Source organism: Micromonospora sp. B11E3, from assembly GCF_039871625.1.
Lineage (GTDB): Bacteria > Actinomycetota > Actinomycetes > Mycobacteriales > Micromonosporaceae > Micromonospora.
Genome location: NZ_JBDPMC010000069.1, coordinates 1 through 26,860, shown reverse-complemented (window position 1 = coordinate 26,860; position 26,860 = coordinate 1). Strand labels below are relative to the sequence as shown.

Below are 26,860 nucleotides of genomic sequence, written 5' to 3'. Positions count from 1 at the left end.
GTCAGGTCGGCGGCTTGCAGGGGCTGACCCCGCGTTGACGTCGTCAAATACGACGCGTGGCCCCTCCGAGCCATTGTGGCTTTGCCTACGCGATCCGGCGTGAAACGATGCCGGCGTGACGACATTCCCTCCGGCAAGGCGGACCGTCATGACCGTTCTGCGCATTGGCGGTGCATTAGCATTGCTTGTTGTCGCAATCGGAGTCGGCTGGTCCACCGTGTTCGGGGTGGCCCAGGTCAGCGACCGGCCCGCCGTCTTCCTCGCGGCCGGGCTCGCGGCCTACGGGGCCGTGCTGGCGGCGGGCGGCTGGCTGCTCACGCGGCGACTGTCCACCCGCGCGGCCACCCGGGCCCGGATCGTGTGGGCCGCCGTTTCGGCGGCGCTGGTCCTGGTCCCCACGGCCTGGGCGCTGATCGCGCCGAACGCCCCGCGCGCCGTGCCGGACCCGGCCGGGCTGCGACACTGGGCGCTTCCCGACGGCACCCGACTCGCCGCGCTGCTGGTGCCGGCCCGGCCCCGGGCGACCGGGGACCCGATCGTCTTCCTGCACGGCGGCCCCGGGGTGGCGGACATGGACCACGACGCGCCGGTGCTGGGCAAACTCGCCGACACCGGCCGGGACGTCTGGCTCTACGACCAGCTCGGCACGGGCCGCTCCAGCCGGCTGGCCGACCCGTCCGGCTACTCCCTGGAACGGGACGTCGCCGACCTGGAGCAGGTCCGCCGCCGCATCGGCGCGGACCGGATCGTGCTGATCGGGCACTCGTACGGGGCGACGCTGGCCGCCAACTACCTGGCACGACACCCGGAGCGGGTCTCCCGGGTGGTCTTCTCCTCGCCGGGGCGCCTGGTGCCGCAGGTGGGCGACGTCAGCGGCACGGGCATGATCGGCCGCCTCGACACCCGGCAGCAGCTCGCCGTGTTCGGCAGCATCCTGTCCCCGCGGGCCATGCTGACCTGGAACCTGGTCAGGGCCAATCCCCGGGCGGCCCACGCGCTCTCCGGCGACGACGAGATGGACGCCCGGTTCGCCACCCTGTACCGGCAGTCCGCGCCCGGCCTGGTCTGCGCCGACAGCCCCACCCCGCCGACCCCCGCCCGACCCGGGTTCTACGCCAACCAGGTGCCGCTCGCCAGCACCCGCCAGGCGGACGACATCCGCCCGACCCTGGCCGGGCTGCGGGTTCCCGCGCTGATCCTCAAGGGCGCCTGCGACTACCTGCCGTGGTCGTTCGCCACCGACTACCGGCGCAGCGTGCCCGGCAGCCAGCTGATCTTCTTCGACCGCGCCGGGCACCAGACCTACGTCGAGCAGGAGGCCGAGTTCCTGGCGGTGGTCCGCGCCTTCCTCACCGGCGCCCCGAGCCCGGTGCCGCCGTGGCAGGGCGCCGAGCCGCCGTCGAACTACCAGGGCGTCCGCTGACGAGGGCGGGCCGGCGAGTCCGCAGTCCGGCGCGGTTCACGGCACACCCGGGTCGCCAATCGCCAACAAGGTTCATATGCGGGCGGCATGAACCACGTCGGCCGTGGTGCGCACCGAGAGAGCCCTTTTCTGGCGCACCCACTACCGTCCGTGATTTCCTTCAGTTGCCTGGCTGGCGACTTTTCCCTCTTCGCGGAATGCCTGGCGGGCAATAACGGGGGCGCTCGGGCGTGCGATTAGTAACCAAGCGTCGCGCGACATGAAGATTATTGGGTCGACAAACGTTCGCGTCCCGGGTCGCCGACCCGGTCGCAAATCTCACCACGGAGACCAAAACGGGCGTTCAGGGCAGTCGGACCACCTGGCCGGCGTACAGCAGGCCGGCGCCGAACCCGAGCAGCAGCGCGAGACCGCCGCTGACCTCCGGGGCGCGGCTGACCAGCCGGTCCAGCGCCATCGGCACCGACGCGGCGGCGGTGTTGCCCAACTCCGCGACGTCCCGGGCCACCAGCACCGACGGCGGCAGCGCGAGCCCGTCCACCAGCGCGTCGGTGATCCGCATGTTGGCCTGGTGCGGTACGAACGCCGCCAGCTCGTCGACCCCGATCCCCGCCGCGGCCAGCGCGGCCTCGGCCACCTTGCGCATCCGGGTCACCGCCCAGCGGAACACCGTCGGCCCCTCCAGCTGCAGGTACGGGAACTGCGCATCCGGATCGTGCAGGTCCGACCAGGGGCGGGGTTGGGCGATCGCGGAGCCGCGCTCACTCTCCGAACCCCAGACCACGGGAGAGATCCCCGACACGGCGGAACGGGCCACGACCACCGCGCCGGCCCCGTCGCCGAACAGGAACGCCGAGCCCCGGTCGTGGGGGTCGATGATGTCGCTCATCCGCTCGACGCCCACGACCAGCACGTGCTCCGCCGACCCCGCGCACACCATGTCCCGGGCCAGGTTGAGCGCGTAGCAGAAGCCGGCGCACCCGGCGTTCACGTCGAACGCGGCCGCGACGTCCGCGCCGGGGCCGAGCAGTTCGGCGATGCGGGTCGCCACCGCCGGCGCCTGACGCAGGTGGCTCATCGTGGTGGCGATGACGCAGTCGACCCGCTCGACGGGCACACCCCCGGCCGCGAGGGCCTTCGTGCCGGCCGCGTGCCCCATCACGGCGAGGCTCTCCTCGGGCCCGGCGAAGCGGCGGAGCCGGATGCCGGAGCGGCGTTCGATCCACTCCTCGCTCGAGTCGATGCCGGCGCACACGTCCCGGTTGGTCACCACCCGCTCGGGCAGGTACCCGCCGATCCCCACGATCGCCGCGTGCGGCGCCCCGTCCAGCGGCACGTCCATCAGCTCCCTCCGCCTCCTCGACCCGCCACCCGTCCGCGGGCCGTCCGTACGCAGCCTGACGGCCGGCCCCCGCGCAACACGATCCCCGGCCCGCGCGGCCTTCCGACCGTCGGGAGCGGCCCGGCCGGGGTGCCCGACCGGCCGCCGCGGCAGCGGCTTCGACCGGCCGACGGGCCGCCGGGTGGCGCGGCACGTGGCCAGCGTCGGCGCGCCCGGGCCCACCGGGGCCGAACGGATGACCCCCGGCATCGCCCGCACGGCTCCGCGGCGACTGTATGAACGTTCAAAGGCGCGCCGGCACGGCCGATCGGGCACCCCGAGCGGACACCCCCACCCGGCGGCTGCCCGGACGACCCTCCCGCTGGTCGGGACCGGATACGCGCACGGACCGGTCGGCGGGGCCGACCGGCTACGGTGGGCCGCCGTTCGCTGCGGTAGACCTCGGGGGAAGGGAGCGGCAGATGCGCGACGACTTCCCGCGGTACCTGGCCAAGGAGCTGGATGCCGCCGATCCGCTGGCGGACCTGCGCGACCGGTTCGTGATCGGCGACGACGACCTCGTCTACCTCGACGGCAACTCGCTGGGGCGGCTGCCGGCGGCCACCCCGGCGCACCTGGACCGGCTGGTCCGCGAGGGGTGGGGCGAGGGGCTCGTCCGCTCCTGGCCGACGTGGATCGAGTGGGCCCGCCGCCTCGGCGACCGGCTCGCCACGCACGCGCTCGGCGCCCGCCCCGGCGAGGTCGTGGTGTCCGACTCGACCTCGGTGAACCTGTACAAGCTCGCCGCCGCCGCGCTGGACGCCGCGGGCGACCGACGTACCGTCCTGGTCGACGCCGAGGACTTCCCCACCGACCGGTACCTCCTGCAGGGGCTGGCGCAGGCCCGCGGGTTGACCCTGCGGATGCTCCGCTCCGACCTCGACGAGGGGCTGCGGCTGCACGAGCTGCGGTCCGCGCTGGACACCGACGTGGCGCTGGTGGTGCTCTCCGCGGTCTCCTACCGGTCCGGGGCGCTGCTGGACATGGCGGCCGTCAACGCCGCCGCCCGCGAGGTCGGCGCCGTCGTCCTGTGGGACCTCTGCCACGTTGCTGGGGCGGTGCCGGTCGAGCTGGAGGCCAGCGGCGCCGACCTCGCCGTCGGCTGCACCTACAAGTATCTCAACGGCGGCCCCGGCGCCCCGGCCTTCCTGTACGTGCGGCGGGAGCTGCAGTCCCGGCTGCGCCAGCCGATCCAGGGCTGGTTCGGCCAGCGCGACCAGTTCCTGATGGGGGCCGACTACGACCCCGCTCCCGGGGTGGACCGGTTCCTGGTCGGCACCCCGCCGATCCTGTCGCTGGCCGCGCTCGACCCGGCCCTGGACGTCCTCGCCGAGGCCGGCATCGCCCGGGTACGCGCGAAGGGCCGCCGCCTCGGCGAGCTGATCGTCACGCTGGCCGACGCCTGGCTCACCCCGTACGGCTTCCGGCTGGCCTCGCCCCGCGACCCGGGACGGCGCGGCAGCCACGTCTCGCTGCACCACCCCGAGGCGCTGCGGATCTCCCGGGCGCTGGCCACCGAGGCGCGGGTGGTGGGCGACTACCGCACCCCCGACCGGCTGCGGCTGGGCCCGGCGCCCCTGTACACCCGGTACGTCGACGTCTGGGACGCCATGGACCGGCTGCGTGACCTCGCCGAGCGGCGCGCCTGGGAGCACGTGCCGGGCGAGCCCTCCCGGGTGACCTGAGCCGGGCGCCGGGTCCGGGTGGTGGACGTCGGCGCGGGAAGTGTCGCCCAGCCGACCCGCCACAGCCGCAATTCTCCATGAAGTCGCCCGTATCCGCAGGGCACCAGAGAGCACCGGCCGCCGCCCGGGACGCGCCTTTTCTCGATCATCTGACGGCAAATGGGATGAGCATGCGCCGGAAGCGACAACCCGGCCTGCCGGCGGTTTCCCCGACAGCGCCGAGAAAGCGCGCCTCACGCCGATTCCGTGGGCACGGCCGGCTGCGGCGGGACACCGACGACAACCGGAAGTAATCCCGGCGACCGGGAGCATTCGGTAGAGGGGATCGTTGCCGCCGGAAATCGGATGTGCCCGGATCCGGCCACCACCCGCCTTCGGCACCGGCGGGGGCGGATAGCCTGCCTGAAGGAGATCGCCCTCCGCCGCGGGTCGGTCGACGCCGGGTCCTGCCACCGGACGGGCTCCGCCCCCGGCCGACTCCCCGACGGCCGACGGCTGACGGACGTGGCCGCCGAGCACCGCGACGGCCCGCGGAGAACGGGAGCACGACGTGCGCACCTTGGTGACCGGCGGCGCCGGTTTCGTCGGCAGCAACTTCGTCCGGCGGCTCCTGCAGGGCGCCTACCCGGCCCTCGCGGGCGAGGTCGTGGTGCTCGACAAGCTGACGTACGCCGGCAACCTCGCCAACCTGGCGCCGGTGGTCGCCGACCCCGCGCTCCGTTTCGTGCGCGGCGACGTCGGCGACCCGGCGGTGGTGCGCGGGGCCATGGCCGGCGTGCGCACGGTGGTCCACTTCGCGGCCGAGTCCCACGTCGACCGCTCCATCCGCGATGCGGCGGACTTCGTACGGACCAACGTGCTGGGCACACAGGTGCTGTTGCAGGCCGCCCTGGACGCCGGGGTGGAGCGGTTCGTGCACGTCTCCACCGACGAGGTGTACGGCTCGATCGAGAGCGGGTCGTGGACCGAGGAGTCCCCGCTGGCGCCGAACTCGCCGTACGCGGCCTCCAAGGCGGCGTCGGACCTGCTGGTGCGGGCCTACCACCGCACCCACGGGCTGCACGCGTGCGTCACGCGGGCGTCCAACACCTACGGCCCGTACCAGTATCCGGAGAAGCTCATCCCGCTGTTCGTGACCAACCTCCTCGACGGGCTCGGCGTGCCGCTCTACGGCGACGGCGGGAACGTGCGGGACTGGCTGCACGTGGACGACCACTGCCGCGGGATCGCCCTGGTGGCGGAGCGGGGCAGGGCGGGCGAGGTCTACCACGTCGCCGGCGGCACCGAGCTGGACAACAGGTCGCTGACCCGGGCCCTGCTCGACATCCTCGGCGCGGACGAGTCCATGGTCCGGCACGTTCCGGACCGCGAGGGCCACGACCGCCGGTACTCGCTGGACTTCCGCAAGGCCGCCGGGGAACTGGGCTACCGACCCTCGGTACGGCTGGCGGACGGGCTGGCGGAGACCGTGCGCTGGTACCGCGAATTCCGGCACTGGTGGGCACCGCTGAAAGGGGCGACCCCCGTCGGCTGACCGGAATTACGCCCGCCCGGCCGGAGTCCGATTCCGCGGCCCGGAGAGCGCCTTTCCGACTGCCGGCGTCCCGTCACCGAAACGGCACCGGCGGAACCCGCCGGAATTGATGCCGCCACTGTTTCCGACAGCGCCCGGTCACCGGTCGTGCCGCAAAGACAATGGCCTCGACGAGGACCACGACGGGGGCCCGGGAGGAAGCGATTCCCTGCCGTTTCGGGACGGTCGACAATTGGTGCGGTAATTGCGCGGCGACCGGCTCCGCGCGCCGCTCAGGCCGCGTCGATCTGGACGCCCGGCCGCCCGTTCTCCACCACGAAGCTGGCCCGGGTGGACACGGGCGCGCCCGGCTCGGTGACGTACGGCACCACGCGGTAGTCGGTGCGGAACCGGTCGTGGTCGAGCAGGCAGCGCACGTACCCGCGCCGTCCGTTGTAGAACCTCATGTGCGGGTTGCTGGCGAGCCACTCCCTGCCCCGGGTGTCCATCTCGGCCCCGTTGCCGCCCGAGGTGATCGACGTACCGAGGAACTCGACCCCGACGGTGCGGGAGGACTGGTCGTCGAAGTTCTGCTTGAGGTCGGAGACCATGCTGCAGTGGGCGTCGCCCGTGACCACGACCATGTTCTGCACGCCACGCTCGACCACGCCGTCGAACAGGCGCTGCCGGGCCGCCGCGTAGCCGTTCCAGTTGTCGTTCCCCAGCTGCTTGCCGGGGCCGGGGTCCCGGTCGGCCTCGGTCATCACGGTCTGGTTGCCGAGCACGTTCCACCGCGCCCGCGAGGCGCTCAGGCCGTCGAGCAGCCACTGCTCCTGCGCGGTGCCGAGCATGGTGCGCGACGGGTCGTCCATCCCCGTGGGCACCTGGTCCGACCGGTACTGCCGGCCGTCGAGGATGTCGAACTGGGCGAGGTTGCCGTAGCTGAGCCGCCGGTACAGGCGCATGTCCGGCCCCTGCGGGATACTGGCGCGGCGCAGCGGCATGTGCTCGTAGTACACCTGGTACGCCTGCGCCCGGCGCAGGAGGAAGCTCTCCTCCGACTGCTTGGCGTCCTCGGAGGTCCCGTCGGCGTAGTTGTTCTCCACCTCGTGGTCGTCCCAGGTGACCGCCCAGGGGAACCGGGCGTGCGCGAGCTGCAGGTCCGGGTCGGTCTTGTACTGGGCGTGCCGGATGCGGTAGTCGGCCAGCGAGAAGATCTCGGTGGCGGGCAGGTGCGGGCGGCCGATCGCGCTGGTGCCCGGTCCCTCGTAGATGTAGTCGCCGAGGTGCAGGACGAGGTCGAGGTCCTCCTCGGCCAGGTGGCGGTAGGCGGTGAAGTGCCCGGCCGGCAGGTTCTGGCAGGACACGAAGGCGAAGGCGAGCTGCCGCGGGTCGGCGCCGTACGCGGGCGCGGTGCGGGTCCGACCGACCGGGCTCAGGTACCTGCCCACCCGGAACCGGTAGAAGTACTCGCGGTCGGGGCGCAGGCCGGTGACCTCGACGTGCACCGAGTGGCCCAACTCCGGGGTGGCCCGCGCCGCGCCGGCCCGGACCACCTCGCTGAACCGCTCGTCCTCGGCGACCTGCCAGTTCACCTCCACGACCTGGGGCGGCATCCCACCGGACCCGTCGACCGCGAGCGGGTCCGGAGCCAGGCGGGTCCACAGGACGACACCGTCCGGCAGCGGGTCGCCGGAGGCGACGCCCAGGGTGAACGGCTCGTCGACGAGCGCCGGATCGGCCCACGCCGGTGCGGCCGAGAAGCCGGCGATCGCGGCGGCGAGCCCGGCTCCGGCGGCACCGGTCAGTCCGAGGAATGCTCGCCGGTGGAGTGTGGTCATCAGACGGTCCCTTCAGCAGTGCGGGAAGACCACACCGATTCTTGGGACGAAGATTGCGCGCCGATGGCGACGCGATGGCCTGCGCCGGTCGGGACCGCACACATCAGGCCCCCGGGGTTCGGGGTTCCCGCAGGCTGTGGCCGCGGTTCAGGCCGGACAGCCCGTACCGGCCGGTGAAGATGCGGGGAATCTACGAGGACGTCGAGGCCAACAGGGTGATCACCGTGTTCGACGGCAGGGGCGTCACCGTCGCCGGCACCCCGTACGAGAACACCTACGCCTGGTTTCTGACCCTGCGGGACGGCAAGGTGGTCGACGGTGTGGCCTTCTTCGACAGCGTCGCGTTCAACGACCCTCTGGAAGATCCCGCCGGCTGGCTGACCAGACCCTGCCCGGCGTACGCCCGGACCTGCCCCCGCACGGTGACGGCGACCTGGGCGCCCGCGGCCAGGCCGGTGCCCTCGTCGAGGGTCCGCGCGGTCAGCAGGGTGCCGTCGTCGAGGCGCAGCGTGGTCAGCGCGTCGTGCCCGTGGAAGTCCTGCCGCACCACCGTGGCCGGCGCACCGCCGGACGGGGCGAGCCGGATCTGCTCCGGCCGGACGAGGACGGTCGCCGCGCCCCCAGCGGCGGAACCGCGCAGCGGCAGCCGGCCCAGCGGGGTGACCGCCACGTCGTCGTCGACAGTGGCCGGCAGCAGCACCGCGTCGCCCACGAACCGGGCGACCCACGGGTCGGCCGGATCCCGGTAGACCTCGGCGGGCGTCCCGCACTGCACGATCACCCCGGCGTCCATGACCGCGACGGCGTCCGCCATGGACAGTGCCTCGCCCTGGTCGTGGGTGACCAGCACCCCGGTGGCGCCGTCGGCGCGCAGCGCCTGCCGCACGTCGGCCCGCAGTTCGGCGCGCAGCTTCGCGTCCAGGGCGCTGAACGGCTCGTCCAGCAGCACCAGCGGCGGCCGGGGCGCCAGCGCGCGGGCCACCGCGACCCGCTGCTGCTGGCCGCCGGAGAGCTGGTGCGGCATCCGCGCGCCGTACCCCGCGAGGCCCACCAGGTCGAGCACCTCCTCGACCCGGCCGGAGCGGCGGGCCGCCCGGTCCAGCCCGTAGCCGACGTTGTCGGCGACGGACAGGTGCGGGAACAGCGCCCCCTCCTGCGGTACGACGGCGACGCGGCGGCGGTGCGCCGGGACGTGCACGCGGTCCCCGACGACCGCCCGGCCGGCGACCGTGATCGAGCCCCGGTCGGCCCGCTCGAACCCGGCGACGCAGCGCAGCAGGGTGGTCTTGCCGCAGCCGGACGGGCCCAGCACCGCCAGCAGCGTGCCGCGGCGCACGTCCAGGTCGACGCCGGCGAGGGCGGGCACCGCCCCGTACGACTTGGCCAGGCCGGCCACCGTCAGCATGCTCTCGGTCATCGGGTGCCTCCGGGGTCGGTGAGTCCGGTGCGGGCCGCGAGCAGCCAGGTGGGCACGGCGGCGAGCGCGACGAGGATGGCGGCGTACGGGGCCGCGGCGGCGTACGCGGCGGTGGAGGTGTGCGTCCACAGCTCGGTGGCCAGGGTGTCCATCCCGGTGGGCCGCAGCAGCAGCGTGGCCGGGAGCTCCTTCATGCAGGTGAGGAACGTCAGCGCCGCCCCGGCGCCGATGCCGGGCAGGGTCAGCGGCAGGGTGACGGTGCGAAACACCGCGAACGGTCCCCGGCCCAGCGACCGGGCCGTCTCCTCCACGGCGGGCGGGCTCTGCGCGGCGGCGGAGGTGACCGCGCCGACCGCGAGGGGCAGGAACAGCGTCGCGTACGCCAGCGCCAGCAGCCACCGGCTCTGGTAGAGCGGGTACGCGACGTTGACGGCGAAGAAGACCAGGGACAGGCCGATCACCACGCCGGGCAGGGCGTGCGCGACGTAGGTGAGCCGTTCCAGCAGCGTGGTCACCGGGCCGGGGGCGCGGGCGGCGAGCAGCCCCAGCGGCAGGGCCAGCAGCATCGTGAACCCCGCGCCGACCAGCGACGCCGACAGCGACCCGCCGGCGGCCGCCGCGATCTCGGCGAGGGAGCCGGGGCGGGACACCCCGGCGGCGAGCCAGCGGGCCAGCCCGGCGGCCGGCACGCCGAGGGCCAGCGCGTCGACCGCGAGCAGGGCGGCCACGGCCGGCCACCGCCACCGGCCCAGCGCCAGCCGCACGGGCGGCCGGACGGCGGTGCTGGCGTACCGGGCGTCGCGGGTGCGGGTGGTCAGCTCGGCTCCGATCAGCAGCACCGTGAGGACGACCAGGACGGTGGAGAGCACCAGCGCGCCGGTGCGGTCGAAGCCGAGGTTGAACGCGGTGAAGACGGCCCGGGTGAAGGTGTCGACCTGGACGAGGGAGACCGCGCCGAAGTCGGAGAGCACGTACAGGGCGACCAGCAGCGCGCCCGCGGCGACGGCCGGCCGGACCTGGCGCAGGGTCACCCCGAACAGGGTGGCCCAGGGGCCGCGGCCCAGTGACCGGGACACCTCCTCCTGCCCGGGGTCGGCGCGGGTGAGCGCGGCGACGGTCGGCAGGAACACGTACGGGTAGGAGCAGACGGTGAGCAGCAGCGCCGCCGCCCAGAAGCCGGCGAACCCGTCCACGGTGGCGATCCAGGCGAATCCGGCGACGTACGTGGGCACGGCCAGCGGCAGGGCCGCTAGGACGCCGAACGCGCGCCGGCCGGGCAGGTCGGTGCGGGCGACGAGGAACGCGGCGCCGACGCCGAGCACGGTGCAGGCGACGGTGACCACGGCGGCCAGGGCCAGGCTGCGGCCGGCGAGCACGGCGACCCGGTCGGTGAACAGCTCGCCGGTGATCCGGTCCCAGCCCGCCTCGCCGGCCCGTACGCCGAGGTAGACCAGGGGCAGCAGGGCGACCGCGACGGCGGCGGCCGACGCGACGGTCAGGCCGGGCCGGGGCAGGATACGACGCGGTGACCGCCGGGCCGGCGTGCCGGCCCGGCGGTCACCGGCGAGGACGCCGTTCAGGCCAGCCCCGTTTCCTTGATCATGGCGACCGTCGCGTCGAGCGTGTCGAGGTCGTTCAGGTCGATCTTCGGCGCCTCGAGCGTGGCGAGCTGCGGCAGGCCGGGCGCGGCCGGGACGCCGGCGGCCAGCGGGTACTCGAACGTCTGGGTGGCGAAGTAGGTCTGCGCCTCGGTGCCGAGCAGGTAGTCGACCAGGGCGCGGGCGTCCGGGTCGGAGCCGGCCCGCTTGAGCAGGCCGATGCCGGCCGCGTTGACCAGCCCGCCGGTGTCGCCGTCGGGGAAGAAGTGCAGCCGCGCCTTGAGCGTCGTGGGGTCGCCGCCGCGCTCCTTGGCCAGCTCGTAGACGTAGTAGTGGTTGACCAGGCCGACCGCGATCTTGCCGGCGTCGATGTCGGCGACGATCTGCACGTTGTTCTCGCGGATCTGCGGCTCGTTGGCCTTGAGCCCGGTCAGGAACTCCTTCGCCCTGGCGTCGCCGTGCTGCACCCGCAGCGCGGTGACGAACGCCTGGAACGAGCCGTTGGTGGGGGCGACGCCGATCCTGCCCTTCCACCGGGGGTCGGTCACCTCGAACACCGACGTGGGCAGCTGGTCCTGGGTGACCTGGTCGGTGTTGTAGGCGAGCACCCGGGACCGGCCGCTGACGCCGACCCACTGCCCGCCGCTGGCCCGGTACGCCGCGGGCACCCGGTCCAGCACCTCCTGCGGCAGGGTGGCGAGCTGGCCGGCCTTGGTGACGGCGCCGAGCGCGCCCGCGTCCTGGGCGAAGAAGGCGTCGGCGGGGCTGCGCTCGCCCTCCTCCAGCAGCTGGGCCGCCATCTGGGCGGTGGTGCCGTAGCGGACGTCCACCTTGATTCCGGAGGACTTCTCGAACTTCTCCAGCACCGGCTTGACCAGGGCCTCGCTGCGGCCGCTGTAGATCGTCAGCCGCTTGTCGTTCGGCTTGCCCGGGTCGCCGCCGTCGTCGCCGCCACCGCAGGCGGTCAGGGAGAGGAGGCCGGCCAGGGTGGCGGCCAGCATGACACTCAGACGCTTCTGCACAGGTAAGGCTTACCTTAGCTATCGACTCCCGCGCAAGTCCGTTCCCCCGACCAGGCCGGCGGCGAGCCGCCGACCCGGGCTTCCCGAGTGAGGTGAGCCTGGCCTAACCTGTGCGCCATGCGCGTGCTCCCCGCCGTCGAGCCTGTGCCGTTCGCCGCCGCCCTGGCCGGCCACGGCGACCGCCCCGCCGTGATCACCGCGGACGCCCGGCTCAGCTACCAGGACCTGGCCGGCCGCGTCGACGAGCTGACCACCCGCCTCGGCCCGCACCGGCGGCTGGTCCTGCTCGCCGGCGCCAACCGCCTCGACGAGCTGGTCGGGTACCTCGCCGCCCTCGCGGGCGGGCACCCGCTGCTGCTGGCCCCCGGCGACAACGCCGCGGCGACCGACGCGCTGATCCGGTCGTACGACCCGGACGTGGTACTGCGCCGCGTCGGCGGGACGCTGGTGGTCGACGAGCGCCGCCCGGCCAGCCGGCACGAGCTGCACCCCGACCTGGCCCTGCTGCTGAGCACCTCCGGCTCGACCGGCTCGCCGAAGCTCGTCCGGCTGTCCCGGGCGAACCTCCAGGCCAACGCCGAGGCCATCGCCGGCTACCTGGGCATCCGCGACACCGACCGGGCCGCCACCACCCTGCCGCTGCACTACTGCTACGGGCTGTCGGTGGTCAACAGCCACCTGCTGCGCGGGGCCGCGCTCGTGCTCACCGACCTGTCCGTGGCCGACCGCCGGTTCTGGGAGCTGTTCCGCGCGGCCCGGGGCACCGCCCTGGCCGGCGTGCCGTACACCTTCGAACTGCTGGACCGGGTGGGCTTCGCCGAGATGCGCCTGCCCCACCTGCGCTACGTCACGCAGGCCGGCGGACGGCTCGACCCCGAGCGGGTGACCCGGTACGCCGCCCTCGGCCGCCGGCGCGGCTGGGACCTGTACGTCATGTACGGCCAGACGGAGGCCACGGCCCGGATGGCATACCTGCCGCCGCGCCTGGCGGCCACCCGCCCGGAGGCGATCGGCGTACCGGTGCCCGGCGGCTCGTTCCGACTGCGCCCCCTGCCCGACCGGCCGGAGCCGGACACCGGCGAGCTGGTCTACACCGGGCCGAACGTGATGCTCGGCTACGCCGAGGGTCCCGCCGACCTGGCCCTCGGCCGCACCGTCGACGAGCTGCGCACCGGCGACGTGGCCCGCCGCGCCCCCGACGGCCTGTGGGAGATCGTGGGGCGCGTCGGCGGGTTCGCCAAGGTCTTCGGGCTGCGCGTCGACCTGGCGCGGGTCGAGGAGCGGCTGCGCGCGGCCGGCGTGTCGGCGTACTGCGCGGGCACCGACCGGGAGCTGGTCGTGGCGGCACAGGCCCCGGCCGAGGCCGACCGTGTCCGGCGGCTCGCCGCCGCGGCGGCCGGCCTGCCGGCGCGGGCGATGCGGGTGCACGTGCTGGCCGAACTGCCCCGACTCGGCAACGGCAAGCCCGACCGGACCGCCCTGCTCGCGCTTCCCGCCGACCCGCCGGACGCCGCCGGGGTCGACCTGTGCCGGCTGTACGAGCGGGTACTGGACGTGACCGAGGTCACCCCGGAGGACAGCTTCGTCTCCCTCGGCGGCGACTCCCTGTCGTACGTGGAGATGTCCGTCCGGCTGGAGGAGGCCCTGGGCGGGCTGCCCGCCGACTGGCACACCACCGCCATCCGGGACCTGCGCCGGCCCGCGCCGGAGACGCCCCGCCGCCGCACCGCCGTGCTGGAGACGAGCGTGGCGCTGCGGGCGGCGGCCATCGTCGCGATCGTCGGGTCGCACATCCCGCTGTTCACCGTCAAGGGCGGCGCCCACCTGCTGCTCGCGGTCGCCGGGTTCAACTTCGCCCGGTTCCAGCTCACCGACGCGCCCCGCCGGAACCGGCTACGCTCGGCCGGGCGCGGAATCGCCCGGGTGGTGCTGCCGGCGGTGCTCTGGATCGCCGCGGCCGGCGCGGTCACCGGGGACTACGGGCTGACCAACGTCCTGCTGCTCAACAGCGTCCTCGGGCCGCACGGCGGGGCCACCGAGTGGCAGTTCTGGTTCGTCGAGGCGCTGGTGTACATCCTGCTCGCCGCGGTCGCGCTGCTGGCCGTGCCCGCGGTGGACCGGCTGGAGCGGCGGCTGCCGTTCGCGCTGCCGCTCGCCCTCGCCGCGCTCGGCCTCGTCACCCGGTACGACCTGCCGGGGCTGGCCGCCCGCGGCCACGTCCCGTCCGCCGTCGTGGTGTTCTGGCTGTTCGCCCTCGGCTGGGCGGCGGCCCGCGCCGACACGACCGCCCGGCGCGTCGTGGTCACCGCCGCCGCCCTGCTCACGGTGCCCGGGTTCTTCGGTCAGCCCGCGCGGGAGGCGCTGGTCGTGGCCGGGTTCGCGCTGCTGGTCTGGGTGCCCCGGCTGCCGAGCCGGCGGACCGTCAACCGGGCGGCGGCGCTGCTGGCCGGCAGCTCGCTGTACGTCTACCTCACCCACTGGCAGGTGATGCCGCTGGTCGCCCCCTGGTCGCGGTGGGCGGCGCTGGTCGCGTCCCTGGCTGTGGGGATCGGCTGCGCGGCGCTCGCCCGGCTGGCCGCGCGGCGGCTGCCGGCGGTGGTACGCCGCGCCCGGGCGCGCGCCGCGGCCCTCGGGTGAACCGGGCTCCGACCGTCAGTCGTCGGGGCAGCAGACCGTCAGCGCCCCGGGCCGCACCCTGACCTTCAGCCGTTTCGTCTCCGCCCGCGCCCCGCCGTCCAGCTCGTACGTCCGCGGCGCGGCGAACCGTACGGTGATCTTCCGGCCCCGGGTGATCCGCACGAACGGCGACTCGTCCGAGCGGCCGGCGGCCATCCGCCCGAGCGTCCGCGCCCAGTCCACCGCGCCGGCCGCCGTGGCCACCCCGACCTCCAGCGCGCCGTCGTCGGGGCGGGCGTCGTCGAACGCGGGAATGCCCCCGGTGATCGTGCCGACGTTGCCGAACAGCACGCAGCTCGCCTCGCCGTCGAACCAGTCGGCCCCGTCCACCCGGACCCGGGTGCGGACCAGCTCACCGCGGACGTGCCGCAGCCCCGTCCACACGTACGCCAGGCGGCCCAGCCGGCCCTTGAGCCGGCGGTCGGCCTCGCCGATCAGCTCGCCGTCGAAGCCGGCGCCGGCCATCACCGCGAAGTGCTCGCCGTTGAGCCGGCCCAGGTCGAGCCGGCGCCGCCGGCCGCTGAGGCCCACCCGCACCGCCCCGGGCAGGTCGGCCGGGACGCCCAGGTTGGTGGCGAAGAGGTTCGCCGTCCCGGCGGGCAGGATCGCCATCGGCACCCCGGTGCCGGCGAGGGCGTCGGCGCAGCGCTGCACCATGCCGTCGCCGCCCCACACGAAAACCAGCCCGGCGCCCCTGTCGAGCGCCTTGCGGACCTTCTTCGGCGCCTTGCGGCTCTTGGACACCTCGTACCAGAGCAGGTCCTCGACGCCGGCGCCGACCAGCGTGGCGCGCAGCTCGTCGAGGCCGCCGCCGAGGGTCTTCTTCCGGTGGGCGACCACCGCGACGGTGCCGACGCGGCCCGGGGCGGCCTCGTCGGGCCTGATCAGCGTGCTGGCGCTCATGCCCGCCGGTGTTACCCAGCCGGCCCGGAGTCCACGCGTCCCCGACCCCGGGCCCTGGGACGCGAGCGCCCGGCCGGAGGACCGGCCGGGCGCTTCGGTGTGCCGGGTCGCCGGGCCGCATCGGCCGACGACCGTGCGTCAGAGGCTGAGCCGCTGGCCGGGGAAGATCAGGTCGGGCTGGTCGCCCACCACCCGCTCGTTCCTCTGCCACAGCGCGCGCCAGCCGCCCCGGACGTCCTTGGCCTGCGCGATCTCCGACAGGGTGTCCCCCGACCGCACCACGTAGGTCCGGCCGCCGCCGGTGGCCGGGGCGCCCTTCGTGGTGTCCCGCTTGCTCCGCGACGCCGGCTTCTCGATACGCGAGGACCGCTCCTTCTTCGGGGCGGCCTTCGTCTCCGACCTCGGGCTGTACGTCTTGGTCGAGCCGCCCTTCCTGCCGCACGTCGGCCACGCCCCGATGCCCTGGCCCCTGAGCACCTTCTCGGCGATGCGGATCTGCTCGCCGCGGGTCGCCAGGTCGGCGCGCGCGGCGTACTTCCTGCCGCCGTAGCCGGCCCAGGTGCCCTGCGAGAACTGGAGGCCCCCGTAGTAGCCGTTGCCGGTGTTGATGTGCCAGTTGCCGCCGGACTCGCACTGGGCGATGGCGTCCCAGTTGACCGCGGCCTGGGCCGGGGCGGCGGGCCCGAACAGGGCGACGACCCCGGCGACGGCGCCCGCGGCGACGGCGGCACGGAGAGCGGTCACCCGACGGTGGCGGGCGATGTATTCAGTTGCCATGGTGATCCTCCACGCCGACGAGGTGAGCTGTCGGGTTCGGGCCGAGGAGCCCGGCCGCCGGTGGCGGCTTCACCCCGAGGTGACGGTGCACCGAGGAACGTTGGGTCCCCCGCTCCTGCCCTGAGGACAAGGTGCCGACGGCCGGCGGCAGGATTAGGCGTTACCGACCGTGGTGTCCACGTTCGTGGACCCGACCGACGTTAGGCACCATCCGCGACGGCCGCCCACCTCTTGTCACCTTCGTCACCCGCTCGGGCGACGGGCTCCACAGTCGAGGTGCGCCGCCGCGCCGGACGTGCATGGCAGCCGACGGACCGATTCCGACCCGGCCCTCCCCACACAGGGCGGCGGTCACACATCGTGGTTTCCGTCCGGTCCCGCCCATCGCGGGGGCGAGCCATCCCCCACTCAGGTCAGTGCGGCGGGCGCTGGCCCAGCCCGCGCGCGGCGACGTCGGCCGTGCAGCTCAACTCCCCGGGAGCGAGCTGGACGCGGCTCGGCCGCCACACCTCCGCCCGCTCACCGTCGACGCGGGCCAGCAGGCAGTCGTACTGGCTGCCGCGCAGCGCCACTCCGACGACCCCGTCCACCGCCGCGACCTGCTGGATGATCAGGGGATCGAGGTCAAGGCCGGCCAGCGCCGCCCGGACACCCTGCTCCGTGGGCGCGGCGTGACCGGACAGGACGCGCCGCAGATCGTCCTGGGTCGACCCCGGGATCTCCACCGGCCGGACGGCCCGCGGCGGGCCCTCCGGACAGGACACGAACGCCCGCGCCAGCGCCTGCTGCTGACCCGACGTCGGATAAACCCGGTAGTTGTACCGAAGCTGCACACAGAGCACCATAGCTCCGACCTGTGACCATCCTGGACAGGGCACGATCGGACCTTGGCGACCATCCCGCGCGGGCCTTCACCCCCGACCCTGAAGGGCGGAGCACTGGCCCGCGTCTCTTGGTAGCAGCCGGCCAGCAGGAGCAACACGGCCGCCGCCAATCCCGTCCCGCGAACCCGTGACCCCCGCACGGGAGCATTGTCTCCGCTCGCCCGACCGGCGGCTGTCCCGGACGCCCCGCGCCGAGCATCCATCGGCGACGGCCACGGCACCTCCCGCCCACATCAGCTCCACAGGAGGCACACCCGGCCTGGTGGACCTTCGGTGTCGAAACCAGCGGTCGTGAGAGGGGCCCGCACGGCAGAACCGGCCGGCGCCGTCGTGGCGCCGGCCGGCTCGTACCTGTCCTCCGCGGCCCTACAGGGTGCGGGCCAGCCGGTCGGCGAGGACGCGGGCGAACCGGGACGGGTCGGCCAGCTCGCCGCCCTCGGCGAGCAGCGCCATGCCGTACAGCAGCTCGGCGGTCTCGGCGAGCGCGTCGGACTCGGCGCCCTGCTCGTGGGCCTTGCGCAGCCCCTCCACCAGCGGGTGCCCCGGGTTCAGCTCCAGGATCCGCTTGACCTGCGGCACCTCGTGCCCCATCGCCCGGTACATCTTCTCCAGCGTCGGGGTGATGTCGTGCGCGTCCCCGACCACGCAGGCTGGCGAGGTGGTCAGCCGGGTGGAGAGCCGGACCTCCTTGACGTTGTCGCGGAGCTTCTCGGTCATCCAGGTCAGCAGGTCGGCGTACTCCTGGCGCTGCTGCTCGCGGGCGGCCTCGGCCTCCTTCTTCTCCTCCTCGGTGTCCAGGTCGACCTGCCCCTTGGCGATCGAGCGCAGCGGCCTGCCGTCGAACTGGCCGACACGGTCGACCCAGACCTCGTCCACCGGGTCGGTGAGGATGAGCACCTCGTAGCCCCTGGCCCGGAACGCCTCCATGTGCGGCGAGTTCTCGATCATCGACCGGGACTCCCCGGTCATGTAGTAGATGTCGGTCTGGCCGTCCTTCATCCGCTCGACGTAGTCGCGCAGCCCGGTCAGCTGCTCCGGGTCGTGGGTGGAGGCGACGGAGACGACGTCGAGGATCGCCTCGGTGTTGTCCGGGTCGTCGAGCAGGCCCTCCTTGAGGGCGGGGCCGAACTCGGACCAGAAGGTGCGGTAGCGCTCGGCGTGCTCGGTCCTCATCTCCTTGACCGTGGCGAGGATCTTCTTCACCAGCCGGCGGCGGACCGCCCTGATCTGGCGGTCCTGCTGGAGGATCTCGCGGGAGATGTTGAGCGACAGGTCGTGCGCGTCGACGACGCCCTTGACGAAGCGCAGGTAGTTGGGCATCAGCGCTTCGCAGTCGTCCATGATGAACACGCGCTTGACGTAGAGCTGCACACCGCGGCGGGCCTGCGGGGCGAACAGGTCGACCGGGGCGTGCGACGGCAGGAACAGCAGCGCCTCGTACTCGAAGGTCCCCTCGCCCTTCATGTGGATGGTCTCGAGGGGGTCGGCCCAGTCGTGGCTGACGTGCTTGTAGAACTCCTTGTACTCGGCCTCGTCGACCTCGCTGCGCGGGCGGGCCCACAGCGCCTTCATCGAGTTCAGCGTCTGCACCTCGCGGGTGACCTCGTCGTCGGCGCCCTTGCGCTCGACGGTCATCCGGATCGGCCAGGCGATGAAGTCCGAGTACCGCTTGACGATCTCGCGGATCTTCCACTCGGCCGTGTAGTCGTACAGGTGGTCGTCGCTGTCCTCGGGCTTGAGATGCACCGTGACGGCGGTGCCCTGCGGGGCGTCGTCGACGGTCTCCACGCTGTACGTGCCCTCGCCGGTGGACTCCCAGCGGGTGCCCTCGCTCTGCCCGGCCCGGCGCGTCAGCAGCGTGACCTTGTCGGCGACCATGAACGTGGCGTAGAAGCCGACGCCGAACTGCCCGATCAGATCGGCGGACGCGGCCGAGTCCTGGGACTCGCGCAGCTTGGCCAGCAGCTCGGCGGTGCCCGACTTGGCGATGGTGCCGATCAGCCGGACGACGTCGTCGCGGGACATGCCGATGCCGTTGTCCCGGACGGTGAGCGTGCGGGCGTCGCGGTCGACCTCGATCTCGACGTGCAGGTCGGAGACGTCGGCTGCGAGATCCTTGTCGACCAGGGACTCCAGGCGCAGCTTGTCCAACGCGTCGGACGCGTTGGAGATCAGCTCGCGCAGGAAGACGTCCTTGTTCGAGTAGATCGAATGGACCATCAGCTGGAGCAGTTGGCGGGCCTCCGCCTGGAACTCCAACGTCTCGATCCGGTTGCTCACACCGACCCCCTTCTGGGAAGTAATCGACCCTTCGCGCACAGGATACGAGCCGTTGCTGCCCGTCGCGCCAGCCGCCCGGGGGAAGCGGACAGCGGCCGGCCGACGCGGCGAACCGGTCGAGGGGGCGGCGCGCAGGTGCCCGCGCAGGGTGTCGCTGCCGGTGTGCCCGGAGTCGGCGACCACGACCAGTTCGGCGTCGGGCCACGCGCGGGCCAGGGACCAGGGCGTCTCCAGCGGCGAGCCGAGGTCGAGGCGGCCGTGCACGAGCACGCCGGGGATGCCGGCGAGCCGCCCGGCGCCGCGCAGCAGGGCGTCCTCGTCGAGCCAGGCGCCGTGGGAGAAGTAGTGGGCGCAGATGCGGGCGAACGCCACCCGGGCGTCCGACGGCCGGTCGCTGTAGGCGTTCGGCCGGCCGTTGGCCTCCAGCGAGATGACCGCGTCCTCCACGCCAGCCAGGCGTTCGCGGCCCGGTGCCGCACCTCGACGTCGGGGTGCCCCAGGAGCCGTGCGTACGCGGCGAGGAGATCCCCGTCGCGGTCGGCCTCCGGCACCGCGTCGCGGAACCGCTGCCACTGCTCCGGAAAGAACCGGCCGACGCCCCGGTACAGCCAGTCGATCTCGGAGCGGCGGCTCATGGTCACCCCGACCAGCACGATGGCGCTGACCCGCCGCGGGTGCCGCTGGGCGTACGCGAGGCCCAGGGTGGCGCCCCACGAGTCGCCGAACAGCAGCCAACGGGCGATGCCCAGGTGCTCGCGCAACCGCTCCATGTCGGCCAGCAGGTGCTCCGTCGTGTTGTGCCGCATGTCCGTGGCCGGGTCGGCGGCGTGCGGCGTGCTGCGCCCGCAGCCACGCTGGTCGAACTGCACGACGCGGTAGCGGGCGGGGTCGAACAGCCGCCGGATGCCCGTACCGGAGCCGGCGCCGGGGCCGCCGTGCACGACGAGCGCCGGCGCCCCGTCCGGGTTGCCGGACACCGCCCAGTACACGTGGTTATCGTCGCCCACGTCGAGCATCCCCTGGTCGTACGGCTCGATCGGCGGGTAGCTGGCCTGCCCGGTGTCCTCCCCCGTTCCCCGCCCTGGGCTGAGCGGCGGGCGATGCTATCGGGGGACGGGGCCGAGGCGAAACCGCAATAACCCGGCGCTCGCCGCGGGTCAGTCGCGCAGCAGGTCAGCGTGGGCGGCGCGGAGCCGGGCCAGCGCCGGGTCGCTGCCGGGGGTCACCCGGCGGTCGAGTTCGGCCCACACCTCGGCGAGCGCCGCGGTCACCGCCCGCAACTCGGCGGCGTGCCGCCGGCCGCTCTGCCGGTGCAGCTCGTCGAGGCGGCGGGCCCAGCCGGCGGTGACCGCGGCGAGGCGGTCGGTGTCGGCGCGGGCCTGGGCCGCCGTCCGGGCGGCGGGGGCGGGCACGATCGCGGCGATCGGGCGCGGGTCGCCGTCGCGGGTGACCAGCGTGACCGTGTCGGTGAGCTCGGCCATCGCGACGAGCTGGGTCAGCCGGGTGCGGGCCTCGCGCAGCGGCAGGGCACGCGGCGGGGTGGGCTCGTGGGCCAGTGCGGGAGCAGCCATGCGTCCATGCTGGACGCCGGGTACGACAAGAAACCTACCCGTCCTGGGTGAGGTAGGCGGGAGGCACCTCGTCGGTGAGCCACACGCCGTTGGCGCTGCGGTAGAAGACGTGGCCGGCGCGGGACATCGCCGCCGCGTCGACGGTGAGGAGCACGACCGGGCCGCCCCGGCGCGCGCCGACCCGGTGGGCGGTGTCGACGTCCGGCGACAGGTGCACGTGGTGCCGCCCGCCCCGGTTCAGGCCGGTCGCCCGGATCGAGTCCAGCGCCGCGGCGCCGGTGCCGTGGTAGAGCCGGTCGGGTGGGGACTGCGGGGCCAGGCCGAGGTCGACGGGGATGGTGTGCCCCTGGTTGGCCCGGATCCGCTCGATCCCGTCGGGGCCGCGCCGCACCGCGAAGCGCTGCTTGTCGTTGCCGGCCACCACGGCGTCGAGGTCGGCCCGGTCGATCCGCATCGCGGCGAGGAGGTCGTCCACCGGAACCCAGCCGGCCCCGTCCGGGGTCAGCCCGATCCGGTGCGGCTCGTGGCGCAGCGCCCGGGACATCCGCTTGCTCAGGCGGACCATCGTTCGGTGATCCATCCCGGCATTGTGGCCGCCACGGCCCCGCACCGCACCCGGGTTAATCTTCAGGACGCCACCCACCCCGACAACGCGCCACCACCACGAAAGGCCGATCGTGCCCAGGGAGACCGGACGCACCCTCGTCGCGTCGAACCGGAAGGCCCGCCACGACTACACCATCCTCAAGACGTACGAGGCGGGGCTGGTGCTCGTCGGCACGGAGGTGAAGTCGCTGCGCGCCGGCCGGGTCTCGCTGGTGGACGCCTTCGCCCAGGAACGCGACGGCGAGCTGCTGCTGTACGGCCTGCACATCGCCGAGTACGGCTTCGGCACCTGGACCAACCACCAGCCCCGCCGCACCCGCAAGCTGCTGCTGCGCCGGACCGAGATCGACCGGATCCTGGACCGGATGCGTGAGGGCGGGCTGACCCTCGTGCCGCTGTCGATGTACTTCGCCAACGGGTGGGCCAAGGTCGAGCTGGGCCTGGCCAAGGGCCGCAAGTCGTACGACAAGCGCCAGGCGATCGCCGAGCGCGACGCCAACCGGGAGATCGCCCGGGAGCTGGGCCGCCGTCTCAAGGGCGCCCGCGCCCGGCGCCCCTGAGCGCCCCCCGACGCCGGGCCGCGCCAGGGGCGGCGGCCACGCGGCTGGCCGGCGTCCCACGGTGGGGCGCCGGCCGGTGCTCAGCCCTTCACGCAGACCACCTGCTTGAGGTGGGCGACCACCTCGACCAGGTCCTCCTGCTGGGCCATCACCTCCGTGATGTCCTTGTACGCGCCGGGGATCTCGTCGACCACGCCGGCGTCCTTGCGGCACTCCACCCCGGCCGTCTGCCGCGCCAGGTCCTCGGTGCTGAACGTCCGCTTCGCCTGCCCGCGCGACATCCGCCGCCCGGCGCCGTGGGAGGCCGAGCAGTACGCGTCCGGGTTCCCCTTGCCGCGCACGATGTACGAGCCCGTGCCCATCGATCCCGGGATGATGCCCAGGTCGCCGGCGCCCGCCCGGATGGCGCCCTTGCGGGTGACCAGCACGTCCACCCCGCCGTACGTCTCCTCGGCCACGTAGTTGTGGTGGCAGCTGATCGGCTCGTCGAAGCCCACCTGCGGGAAGCGGTCCCGGACCACGCCGCTGAGCAGGGCCAGCATCACCGCGCGGTTGCGCCGCGCGTACTCCTGGGCCCACCACAGGTCCCGGCGGTACGCCTCCATCTCCGGCGTGCCGGCGAGGAACACCGCGAGGTCCCGGTCGGGCAGGTCGGCGTTGTGCGGCAGCCGCCGGGCGATGCCGATGTGCCGCTCGGCCAGCTCCTTGCCGATGTTGCGCGACCCGGAGTGCAGCATCAGCCAGACCCGCCCGGCGTCGGGGCCGCCCTGCTCCAGGCAGACCTCGATGAAGTGGTTGCCCCCGCCGAGGGTGCCCAGCTGCTGCTGGGCGCGCGTCTCCAGCTGCGCCACCCGCTTGTCGAGGGTGCCGAAGCGCCGCCAGAAGTCGTCCCAGCCGCGCTGCTCCAGCCCCCGGATCCGGCGCGGGTCGACCGCGTCGTCGTGCTTGGCGAAGCCGACCGGGATCGCCGCCTCGATCGCGGCGCGCAGCGGGGCGAGGTCGTCGGGCAGGTCGTCGGCGGTGAGCGAGGTGCACACGGCCGACATCCCGCAGCCGATGTCCACGCCGACGGCGGCCGGGGAGACCGCCTGCCGCATCGCGATCACCGAGCCGACGGTGGCGCCCTTGCCGAAGTGGACGTCCGGCATGACGGCCACGCCCTCGACCCACGGCAGCGCGCCGATGTTGCGCAGCTGCTGGGCCGCCTGCGGCTCGATGCCGTACGGGTCGGTCCAGACCCGTACGGGCGCGCGGGTGCCCGGCAGGGGGGTGAATACCATCGTCGTCTCCTTGGTCGGTCTTTCCTCTGTGGAGCGGTTGGCCGGATTCGAACCGGCGATCTTCACCGTGGCGGGGTGACGCGCTGCCCAGGCTGCGCTACAACGCGGGATCGTCCCTGAGGGACGCCAGGTGAGGGTTTCCACCGTTGGGGGCCGGTGGACGAGAAAGCCGCCCGGCCCCGGTCGGGTCGGACGGCTGCGCGGGTCGTGGGGCGCTATCCGCGCCGCCACCCCGGTCGCCGCCGGCCCCGGGCTGGTGTGCCGGCGCGCAGCCGGGCACCGCCGCGCGGCGTAGGCCGCTGGGCCTGGGTGCGGATGCGTTTCGCCACGGCGACCTCCTCCGGCTCGTGCGTTCGACGTTGCCCGTTCACCGTAGGCCAGGGTCGCGGTGGCCACAATTGATATCGCCGGCGCCGGTCGGGGCCGGCGGGAACCGCCGCGACGGGCCCACCTCGCTGCCGGCGGAAGCTGCCGCGAACGGGCCCACCACCCGGCGGGCCCGGTGCGGACGTACCGGTCAGGCCGTTTCGGCGACCGGGGCGGTGCTGACGTGGTCGACGAAGCGGAACCGGGCGCTGAGGTCGGCCAGGGACGTCCCGTCGCGCCACGCGGCGGCCACCCGCACGACCTGGTCCAGGTCGATCGTGTCCCCGCAGGCCCTGGTCCCGCCGTCGGTCGCCAGGTCGACCATGAAGTACCGGGCCTGGGAGCCCAGCCTGACCGTGACGGTCCCCCGCTCGGAGGTCAGCCAGGCGCAGGTGAAGCGGCCGCGGCCCTGTTCGGGGGCGCTGATCCGGCCCGCGTCGAGCTGGAGCCGGGTGGCCGTGAGGGCCAGCGCGGACGCGAGCCCACCCAGCTCGACCAGGTCGGGGTAGAGGCGCACACCCAGCGCCGTCGACACGTCGCTCACCACTGACTCCCACTTCTCTGTGACAGCTCCAGCATCCTGGACGTTACAGGCTGGTAAACCGATGATCTACCCTCTCGGACGTCCCGGCCGAAGTTCCTCCGGCCGCCGGGGACGGCGGCGGGGCCGGGGGCGTCCGCGTAGCATCGGCGCTCATGGCGTTGATCCGGTGCGACTTCCACTCCGAGGCGCTGGGCATGGGCACCTCGATGACCGTGCTCCTGCCCGAGCGGGGCGGCTCCCAGATCGGGCTGGCCGCCAGTGCGCCCGCCGGCGACCCGCCCGTGCTGTATCTCCTGCACGGGCTCAGCGACGACGACACGATCTGGACCCGGCGCACGTCGATCGAGCGGTACGTCGCGCCGTTGGGGCTGGCCGTGGTGATGCCGCAGGCCGGGCGGAGTTTCTACACCGACGAGGCGAACGGCAACCGGTACTGGACGTTCCTCAGCGCCGAACTGCCCGAGGTGTGCCGGTCGTTCTTCCGGCTCTCCGAGCGCCGGGAGGACACCTTCGTCGCGGGACTGTCCATGGGCGGGTACGGGGCGGTGAAGTGGGCGCTGCGGGCGCCGGGCCGGTTCGCGGCGGCGGCGAGCCTGTCCGGGGCGCTGGACGTCGCCCGGCGGCGGGACCATCCCACCAGCCCGGTAAATCCGGCGGTGTGGCGCACGGCGTTCGGCGACCGGCAGGTGCCCGGCAGCGACGACGACACCATGGCGCTGCTGGAGCGCGCCGGCGACGACCTGCCCGCGCTGTACGTCGCCTGCGGCACCGAGGACTTCCTGTTCGACGACAACACCCGGTTCGTCGAGACGGCACGGCGGCGCGGGGTGCCGCTGACCGTGGACTTCTCCCCCGGCGCGCACGACTGGGCGTACTGGGACGCGAAGATCCGCGACGTGCTGGCGTGGCTGCCGCTGCGCACCCGCGAGGGGGCGGCCCCCGGCGCGGCGTGACCGGCCGACCGTCCGGCGGAGACGGCCCCGCCGGCCGGGGGCCCGCTCAGGCCCCGACCGTGCCGTCGATGGCCTCCCGGAGGAAGTCGGCGTGGCCGTTGTGCCGGGCGTACTCGTGGATCATGTGCAGCATCACCAGGCGCAGCGAAACGTCCTCGCCCCAGCGCGGCTGGTGACCGAGGACGTCCAGCGACTCGGCCGCCCGCTCGATGCGCCGGGCGTGCTCGACCTCGCCTCGCCACGCCTCGAACGCCTCGGCGGCGCTGGCCGACGAGACGTCGTACGCCTCCTGGAAGTCGCCGCTGTCCGACCAGACCAGCGGGACGTCCTCCCGGTTGATCGCCCGCCGGAACCAGGCGCGCTCCACCTCGGCCATGTGCCGGACCAGGCCGAGCAGGCTCAGCGTCGACGGCGGCGACGACCGGCGGCGCAACTCCTCGTCGGTGAGGCCCTCGCACTTCATGGCCAGGGTGGCGCGGTGGAAGTCGAGGAAGGCGCGCAGCATCTCGCGCTCGTCGGCGATCAGGGGCGGGGCGGGGCGTTGGGTGGTCATGACCTGCGACCCTAGCCACCGGCCGGGCCCCGGATGACAGCGCGCCACGGCGATCACAGCGCGGAGCGCGCCACGGGGAAGTCGAAGTACGTGTCCGGGTACGGCTCGGCATCGTACCGGTAGTGCCACCACTCGCGGGGATAGTTGGTGAACCCGCCGTCGGTCATCAGCCGCCGCAGCAGTTCCCGGTTGGCCCGGGCCGCGCCGGTGACCCGCGGGTCGGCGGTGTGTGCGAGCGGGTCGAAGCAGTCGAACCCCGTGCCCATGTCGACGCCGTTGTCACCGAAGCGCTCGCCGGGCGGCGCGGTGCAGGCGACAAGGGGCTCGCCCGGGACGTACGGGCGTTGGGGCGGCGGCGGGTCGGGCACCAGGGTCAGGTCCAGGGTGCTGCCCCGGCTGTGCGCGGTGGGGGCGCCGACGTACCCGTCGTCGAACAGCCTCGCCTTGGCCACCCGGGGATAGAACTCGGCCTTCATCCGCTGCTCGTCGGGCTGCCCCGCCCAGGCCACGAAGTCGGCCACGGCCCGCTGGGGGCGGTAGCAGTCGTACACCTTCAGCCGGTGCCCGGCGGCCCGGGCGGCCCGCTGCACCCGGCTCAGCGCCTCGGCCGCGGGCCGGGTGAGCACGCACAGGGGCTCGGCGTACCCGGCGATCGGCCGGCCGACGAAGTTGTGGGCCGTGGCGTACCGGATGTCGGAGACGATCGTGGGATCAACGTCGGACAGGACGACGAAGCCGGCCGGCGCGCGCGGCTCGGCGGGCGTCGGGGGCGGCGCGGGGGCCGGCCCGCGCGGCGCCGGGCAGGCCGCCAGCGGCACGGCGGCGGCGACGGCCAGGGCGGCCCACCACCCCGGCCGGCCCGGCCGCCGCCGCCGCCCCATCCACCCTGTGTAGCAGGGTTAGCCCCAACGCCGCTCGGTTAAGGTCCGGCGGGTGTTTCGCAATGGTTTGTGATGATGTCGATCGCGATGGTGGCTTTGTAGCTATGCCGGTCTACGTTGGGTCCGCGGGCTTGGTACTTGGAGTT

General features: G+C 73.9%; 21 protein-coding genes, 1 tRNA gene, 1 pseudogene and 1 riboswitch. Of the genes and pseudogenes, 6 read left to right on the top strand and 17 right to left on the bottom strand.

Annotated elements, in window-relative coordinates; genetic code table 11:
• Positions 1-181: 181 nt before the first annotated feature.
• Positions 182-1,423 carry an alpha/beta hydrolase gene (locus ABGB16_RS26470; RefSeq protein ID WP_347670798.1) on the top strand — a complete coding sequence of 414 codons (1,242 nt, stop codon included), beginning with the start codon at positions 182-184 and terminating at the stop codon, positions 1,421-1,423.
• A 343-nt stretch (positions 1,424-1,766) separates the two neighbouring features.
• Here the strand turns inward: ABGB16_RS26470 and ABGB16_RS26465 are convergent, their stop codons facing one another.
• Positions 1,767-2,765: a beta-ketoacyl-ACP synthase 3 gene (locus ABGB16_RS26465; RefSeq protein WP_347670797.1), complete on the bottom strand. Its 999-nt coding sequence runs from the start codon at positions 2,763-2,765 to the stop codon at positions 1,767-1,769.
• A gap of 461 nt (positions 2,766-3,226) precedes the next feature.
• Between ABGB16_RS26465 and kynU the strand changes: the two genes are divergently transcribed.
• Both kynU and rfbB read left to right on the top strand, forming a co-directional pair.
• The gene (gene kynU, locus ABGB16_RS26460) at positions 3,227-4,489 is read left to right on the top strand and encodes a kynureninase (protein ID WP_347670796.1); all 1,263 of its coding nucleotides are present in this window, start codon (positions 3,227-3,229) and stop codon (positions 4,487-4,489) included.
• A 550-nt stretch (positions 4,490-5,039) separates the two neighbouring features.
• Positions 5,040-6,023: a dTDP-glucose 4,6-dehydratase gene (gene rfbB, locus ABGB16_RS26455; protein ID WP_347670795.1), complete on the top strand. Its 984-nt coding sequence runs from the start codon at positions 5,040-5,042 to the stop codon at positions 6,021-6,023.
• Between the two features lie 272 nt (positions 6,024-6,295).
• Here rfbB and ABGB16_RS26450 read toward each other — a convergent pair whose 3' ends face one another.
• The 4 genes and pseudogenes from ABGB16_RS26450 to ABGB16_RS26435 form a co-directional block, all read right to left on the bottom strand.
• Positions 6,296-7,843 carry an alkaline phosphatase D family protein gene (locus tag ABGB16_RS26450; protein ID WP_347670794.1) on the bottom strand — a complete coding sequence of 516 codons (1,548 nt, stop codon included), beginning with the start codon at positions 7,841-7,843 and terminating at the stop codon, positions 6,296-6,298.
• A 412-nt stretch (positions 7,844-8,255) separates the two neighbouring features.
• A pseudogene (locus ABGB16_RS26445) lies at positions 8,256-9,260 on the bottom strand (ABC transporter ATP-binding protein); the annotation flags it as partial.
• Complete coding sequence (locus tag ABGB16_RS26440; RefSeq protein WP_347670809.1) at positions 9,257-10,777, bottom strand: iron ABC transporter permease; 1,521 nt, start codon at positions 10,775-10,777, stop codon at positions 9,257-9,259. The gene ABGB16_RS26440 and the pseudogene ABGB16_RS26445, both read right to left, overlap by 4 nt.
• A gap of 59 nt (positions 10,778-10,836) precedes the next feature.
• A complete protein-coding gene (locus tag ABGB16_RS26435; protein WP_347670808.1) occupies positions 10,837-11,859 on the bottom strand; it encodes an iron ABC transporter substrate-binding protein in 1,023 nt (340 codons plus the stop codon).
• 138 nt (positions 11,860-11,997) lie between these two features.
• Here ABGB16_RS26435 and ABGB16_RS26430 point away from each other — a divergent pair, with 138 nt between their 5' ends.
• On the top strand, positions 11,998-14,517 hold the full coding sequence (locus tag ABGB16_RS26430) for an AMP-binding protein (protein ID WP_347670793.1): 2,520 nt from the start codon (positions 11,998-12,000) through the stop codon (positions 14,515-14,517).
• A gap of 15 nt (positions 14,518-14,532) precedes the next feature.
• Here the strand turns inward: ABGB16_RS26430 and ABGB16_RS26425 are convergent, their stop codons facing one another.
• The 7 genes from ABGB16_RS26425 to ABGB16_RS26395 form a co-directional block, all read right to left on the bottom strand.
• The gene (locus ABGB16_RS26425; protein WP_347670792.1) at positions 14,533-15,459 is read right to left on the bottom strand and encodes a diacylglycerol kinase family protein; all 927 of its coding nucleotides are present in this window, start codon (positions 15,457-15,459) and stop codon (positions 14,533-14,535) included.
• 138 nt (positions 15,460-15,597) lie between these two features.
• On the bottom strand, positions 15,598-16,236 hold the full coding sequence (locus ABGB16_RS26420) for a transglycosylase family protein (RefSeq protein ID WP_347670791.1): 639 nt from the start codon (positions 16,234-16,236) through the stop codon (positions 15,598-15,600).
• Positions 16,237-16,238: 2 nt separating this feature from the next.
• Positions 16,239-16,406: riboswitch (cyclic di-AMP (ydaO/yuaA leader) on the bottom strand.
• Positions 16,407-16,649: 243 nt separating this feature from the next.
• Positions 16,650-17,069 (bottom strand): helix-turn-helix domain-containing protein, encoded by a 420-nt coding sequence (locus ABGB16_RS26415; RefSeq protein ID WP_347670790.1) that lies wholly within the window; start codon positions 17,067-17,069, stop codon positions 16,650-16,652.
• A gap of 417 nt (positions 17,070-17,486) precedes the next feature.
• Positions 17,487-19,400, bottom strand: coding sequence for a molecular chaperone HtpG (gene htpG, locus ABGB16_RS26410; RefSeq protein WP_347670789.1), 1,914 nt, complete (start codon positions 19,398-19,400; stop codon positions 17,487-17,489).
• Positions 19,397-20,416 carry an alpha/beta fold hydrolase gene (locus ABGB16_RS26405; protein ID WP_347670788.1) on the bottom strand — a complete coding sequence of 340 codons (1,020 nt, stop codon included), beginning with the start codon at positions 20,414-20,416 and terminating at the stop codon, positions 19,397-19,399. Before ABGB16_RS26405 ends, htpG begins: the two co-directional genes overlap by 4 nt.
• Positions 20,417-20,557: 141 nt before the next feature.
• Positions 20,558-20,971 carry a type II toxin-antitoxin system Phd/YefM family antitoxin gene (locus ABGB16_RS26400; RefSeq protein ID WP_347670787.1) on the bottom strand — a complete coding sequence of 138 codons (414 nt, stop codon included), beginning with the start codon at positions 20,969-20,971 and terminating at the stop codon, positions 20,558-20,560.
• 34 nt (positions 20,972-21,005) lie between these two features.
• The gene (locus ABGB16_RS26395; RefSeq protein WP_347670786.1) at positions 21,006-21,551 is read right to left on the bottom strand and encodes an RNA 2'-phosphotransferase; all 546 of its coding nucleotides are present in this window, start codon (positions 21,549-21,551) and stop codon (positions 21,006-21,008) included.
• Between the two features lie 97 nt (positions 21,552-21,648).
• Here ABGB16_RS26395 and smpB point away from each other — a divergent pair, with 97 nt between their 5' ends.
• Positions 21,649-22,137: an SsrA-binding protein SmpB gene (gene smpB / locus ABGB16_RS26390; RefSeq protein WP_347670785.1), complete on the top strand. Its 489-nt coding sequence runs from the start codon at positions 21,649-21,651 to the stop codon at positions 22,135-22,137.
• 80 nt (positions 22,138-22,217) lie between these two features.
• On the opposite strand, the gene ABGB16_RS26385 is transcribed toward smpB, so the two are convergent.
• From ABGB16_RS26385 to ABGB16_RS26375, 3 genes are all read right to left on the bottom strand, one after another.
• Complete coding sequence (locus ABGB16_RS26385; RefSeq protein WP_347670784.1) at positions 22,218-23,417, bottom strand: RtcB family protein; 1,200 nt, start codon at positions 23,415-23,417, stop codon at positions 22,218-22,220.
• 29 nt (positions 23,418-23,446) lie between these two features.
• Positions 23,447-23,523, bottom strand: a tRNA-Gly gene (locus ABGB16_RS26380).
• A 411-nt stretch (positions 23,524-23,934) separates the two neighbouring features.
• Positions 23,935-24,327 (bottom strand): hypothetical protein, encoded by a 393-nt coding sequence (locus tag ABGB16_RS26375; RefSeq protein ID WP_347670783.1) that lies wholly within the window; start codon positions 24,325-24,327, stop codon positions 23,935-23,937.
• A gap of 152 nt (positions 24,328-24,479) precedes the next feature.
• Here ABGB16_RS26375 and ABGB16_RS26370 point away from each other — a divergent pair, with 152 nt between their 5' ends.
• Complete coding sequence (locus ABGB16_RS26370; RefSeq protein WP_347670782.1) at positions 24,480-25,280, top strand: alpha/beta hydrolase family protein; 801 nt, start codon at positions 24,480-24,482, stop codon at positions 25,278-25,280.
• A 46-nt stretch (positions 25,281-25,326) separates the two neighbouring features.
• Here ABGB16_RS26370 and ABGB16_RS26365 read toward each other — a convergent pair whose 3' ends face one another.
• Positions 25,327-25,833, bottom strand: a complete 507-nt coding sequence (locus ABGB16_RS26365; RefSeq protein WP_347670781.1) for a DinB family protein — start codon at positions 25,831-25,833, stop codon at positions 25,327-25,329.
• Positions 25,834-25,886: 53 nt separating this feature from the next.
• Positions 25,887-26,714 carry a M15 family metallopeptidase gene (locus tag ABGB16_RS26360; protein WP_347670780.1) on the bottom strand — a complete coding sequence of 276 codons (828 nt, stop codon included), beginning with the start codon at positions 26,712-26,714 and terminating at the stop codon, positions 25,887-25,889.
• Between the last annotated feature and the right edge of the window lie 146 nt (positions 26,715-26,860).

Bases quoted from the DNA above. Each gene is read 5' to 3' on its own strand.
- ABGB16_RS26465 (WP_347670797.1), bottom strand. From the start codon at position 2,765: ATGGACGTGCCGCTGGACGGGGCGCCGCACGCGGCGATCGTGGGGATC.
- kynU (WP_347670796.1), top strand. From the start codon at position 3,227: ATGCGCGACGACTTCCCGCGGTACCTGGCCAAGGAGCTGGATGCCGCC.
- ABGB16_RS26450 (WP_347670794.1), bottom strand. From the start codon at position 7,843: ATGACCACACTCCACCGGCGAGCATTCCTCGGACTGACCGGTGCCGCC.
- ABGB16_RS26435 (WP_347670808.1), bottom strand. From the start codon at position 11,859: ATGCTGGCCGCCACCCTGGCCGGCCTCCTCTCCCTGACCGCCTGCGGT.
- ABGB16_RS26430 (WP_347670793.1), top strand. From the start codon at position 11,998: ATGCGCGTGCTCCCCGCCGTCGAGCCTGTGCCGTTCGCCGCCGCCCTG.
- ABGB16_RS26425 (WP_347670792.1), bottom strand. From the start codon at position 15,459: ATGAGCGCCAGCACGCTGATCAGGCCCGACGAGGCCGCCCCGGGCCGC.
- ABGB16_RS26420 (WP_347670791.1), bottom strand. From the start codon at position 16,236: ATGGCAACTGAATACATCGCCCGCCACCGTCGGGTGACCGCTCTCCGT.
- ABGB16_RS26405 (WP_347670788.1), bottom strand. From the start codon at position 20,416: ATGCTCGACGTGGGCGACGATAACCACGTGTACTGGGCGGTGTCCGGC.
- ABGB16_RS26400 (WP_347670787.1), bottom strand. From the start codon at position 20,971: ATGGCTGCTCCCGCACTGGCCCACGAGCCCACCCCGCCGCGTGCCCTG.
- ABGB16_RS26395 (WP_347670786.1), bottom strand. From the start codon at position 21,551: ATGGATCACCGAACGATGGTCCGCCTGAGCAAGCGGATGTCCCGGGCG.
- ABGB16_RS26385 (WP_347670784.1), bottom strand. From the start codon at position 23,417: ATGGTATTCACCCCCCTGCCGGGCACCCGCGCGCCCGTACGGGTCTGG.
- ABGB16_RS26370 (WP_347670782.1), top strand. From the start codon at position 24,480: ATGGCGTTGATCCGGTGCGACTTCCACTCCGAGGCGCTGGGCATGGGC.
- ABGB16_RS26365 (WP_347670781.1), bottom strand. From the start codon at position 25,833: ATGACCACCCAACGCCCCGCCCCGCCCCTGATCGCCGACGAGCGCGAG.
- ABGB16_RS26360 (WP_347670780.1), bottom strand. From the start codon at position 26,714: ATGGGGCGGCGGCGGCGGCCGGGCCGGCCGGGGTGGTGGGCCGCCCTG.